This window comes from Halobacterium salinarum DSM 3754 (assembly GCF_008124605.1).
GTDB classification, from domain to species: Archaea; Halobacteriota; Halobacteria; order Halobacteriales; family Halobacteriaceae; genus Halobacterium; species Halobacterium salinarum.
In genome coordinates this window covers 1-2,198 of sequence record NZ_VRYN01000032.1, presented here as the reverse complement: position 1 = coordinate 2,198, position 2,198 = coordinate 1, and the positions used below count along the sequence as shown (strand labels likewise).

At 58.9% G+C, this 2,198-nt stretch carries 3 protein-coding genes; 1 reads left to right on the top strand and 2 read right to left on the bottom strand.

Annotated features, from left to right (window positions below):
• Positions 1-101: 101 nt before the first annotated feature.
• Positions 102-1,091: a transcription initiation factor IIB gene (locus APQ99_RS12405; RefSeq protein ID WP_229373341.1), complete on the bottom strand. Its 990-nt coding sequence runs from the start codon at positions 1,089-1,091 to the stop codon at positions 102-104.
• A 272-nt stretch (positions 1,092-1,363) separates the two neighbouring features.
• On the opposite strand from APQ99_RS12405, the gene APQ99_RS12715 reads away from it, so the two are divergent.
• Complete coding sequence (locus APQ99_RS12715; protein ID WP_168731179.1) at positions 1,364-1,537, top strand: hypothetical protein; 174 nt, start codon at positions 1,364-1,366, stop codon at positions 1,535-1,537.
• 260 nt (positions 1,538-1,797) lie between these two features.
• Here the strand turns inward: APQ99_RS12715 and APQ99_RS12400 are convergent, their stop codons facing one another.
• Positions 1,798-2,094 (bottom strand): hypothetical protein, encoded by a 297-nt coding sequence (locus tag APQ99_RS12400; protein ID WP_209000316.1) that lies wholly within the window; start codon positions 2,092-2,094, stop codon positions 1,798-1,800.
• Positions 2,095-2,198: the final 104 nt, after the last annotated feature.

Sequence of the window (2,198 nt, the reverse complement as noted above, 5' to 3'; positions counted from 1 at the left end):
GACAAGCTAAAAATAGCGTGCACCAAGTGTACGGCGCTTTCAATTCGTTAGAGCTGATTCAGCAAACCATGAGAACTCTTCTATGACACCCTCACACTTATCTAACCCTTGCTTTTTCGAGATGCCGCTCGTGTCTGTGTAGTGCTCTTGATGCCGACTCGTTGTTCACCGTCCAACTGGTGTAGTGTGTCTCGATGGTTCCGAACCGTTGTCGTTGAGATGTTAGCCGCTCCCGAAACCTCGGATTGCGTCAGCCATCGCCCCTCCTCGCGACCGGCCTTGTAGAGGCAGGCCGCTGCGAACCCGGCCGGATGGACGCCCGTTGTAACGCCGCGCTCCTCGGCCTGCTCTGCGAGCTTTCGGGCCCGCTGCCGGATCTCGTCCGGACACTCGAGGTCTGAGGCGAGGCGCGGTACGAACATGCCGGGGGAGACGGGTTCAGCGGGAAGGCCCAGCCATTCGTTCAACGTTTTGTACGCGTTCGTGACCCGTGACTCCGCGACGCGGGCCATCTCGCTGACGTTGTCCACTAACCGCGAGCGACCGTTACACCGGCAGGCCCCGTAGACGCTGGCCGCGGTGATGGCCTCGATGGATCTGCCACGAAGCAGATCCTCGTTCTGGGTGCTCCGGAAGAGCTGACACGCCTGGTCGCGAACCGAATTGGAGAGTTCGAGGGCACTCGCCAACCGACGCACCTCGCCCAGCTCGTGGGCGAGATTCCGTTCTGCTTTCGACCGCCACCGACCCCGGGTCTGCTCACGGCGCATCCGCGCGAGTCGCCGTCGCTTCTGCCAAGAGAGTTCGTTCCCCTTCGCGTCGGTGCCGCGACCGATTTCCATCGACAGTCCGCGATCGTGGCGAGCCGCCGTGAGTGGGGCACCCGTTCGTTCGCACTCCTCGTCGTCGTACGCCCGCCACTCTGGCCCGTGGTCGATTCGCTGTTCGTCGATGACCAGGCCACAGTCCTCGCAGACCGTTTCGACCGCGTTCGTGGTGACCCGGCCGTCGCACTCGGGACACCGGTTCGCACTCGATTCCGTTCGGACGTCTTCGTCGAAGCCAGTTTCGTAGATGTCTCTGGTTGCCATCGTTCTCACCGTGATCGGGGAACCCGCCAGCACGGCGAACCCCTCACCCATCGAGGGGTAAATAGACTCCAATTGCTCCCAAAACTCCATCATCTACTGTGCTGAAACACCAGAAAGAGTAATCCAGAATACCCAACGATACTGACTCACTTTCCCAGGCAATCCACGACCAGCTTCTGGAACTTCTTCAGGGAGGAGAACTCGACGGGGAACCCACCGAAGACGAGATCGCGGAAGCTACCAGCGAGGTCATTGAGGCTGTTGGGGATAGTATGTACCAGCAGGTCCGCGAGGATGACGAGGGATTGCGACGGCTCTATGAAACCAAGGCAGAATTTCAACGCGGGATCGAAGATCGCTGGGAGGAACCTTTGGAATTGCTTGAACGGTTCATTATCTGGTCGCAGGAAACGGGTGATACAATTAACCCGGAATATCGGCTCTAGGCAGCTCAGGAACAGGACTTCGTCTTTGACGCTCTAACTCGACTTCACGCACGGGCAGTACAGGTCGCGATGGAGATCCACCACCTGCTCAAAGGCGGATTTGCTGATGGAGCCTTTGCCCGGTGGCGGTCCCTGGGTCGGTCCGGCACCCGGCAAAAAAGAGGGTTGCCTCGACTGGGTATACTTCCCACCACCGACCGCGCTCTGGGAATTCGATCCTGCTCCAGCGACCGTCAGTCCCAGTCTCTGTCCACGAAGAATCAGCGCTGGCACGGCCGTGCTAGTCGTCGCAGAATGCGCTTCCCGTTCGAACGGACGAACGCAAGGCCACCGACTTTCGACTCGTCGAGGGCGTACCTTTTCGCAGTATCGCTCGTGTCAGTATCGACTGGATAGATGATCCCGTCGTCAGTACCGAAATCGAGCACTTCACGGATGCGTGACTCGGTCAAATCGCACGCATCGGCGAGTTCGGTGACAGTTTTCGGGCCCTGTTTCAGCTCTTCGATGACGAGGTGAGCGTGGTTCATCACCAGCATTACCTCGCTGGCGTTCATATCGCCAGGTTCAGTACATCACAAAGCCGCTTAGTTAGAACGTCTGCTTGCTGAAGGTGTGTCTACGACCCAGCAAGCAGACAGTGAGATTCACGAGGACCAGC

Excerpts from the sequence above, each read along its gene's own strand:
- APQ99_RS12405 (WP_229373341.1), bottom strand. The coding sequence starts at position 1,091 with ATGGCAACCAGAGACATCTACGAAACTGGCTTCGACGAAGACGTCCGA.
- APQ99_RS12715 (WP_168731179.1), top strand. The coding sequence starts at position 1,364 with ATGTACCAGCAGGTCCGCGAGGATGACGAGGGATTGCGACGGCTCTAT.
- APQ99_RS12400 (WP_209000316.1), bottom strand. The coding sequence starts at position 2,094 with ATGAACGCCAGCGAGGTAATGCTGGTGATGAACCACGCTCACCTCGTC.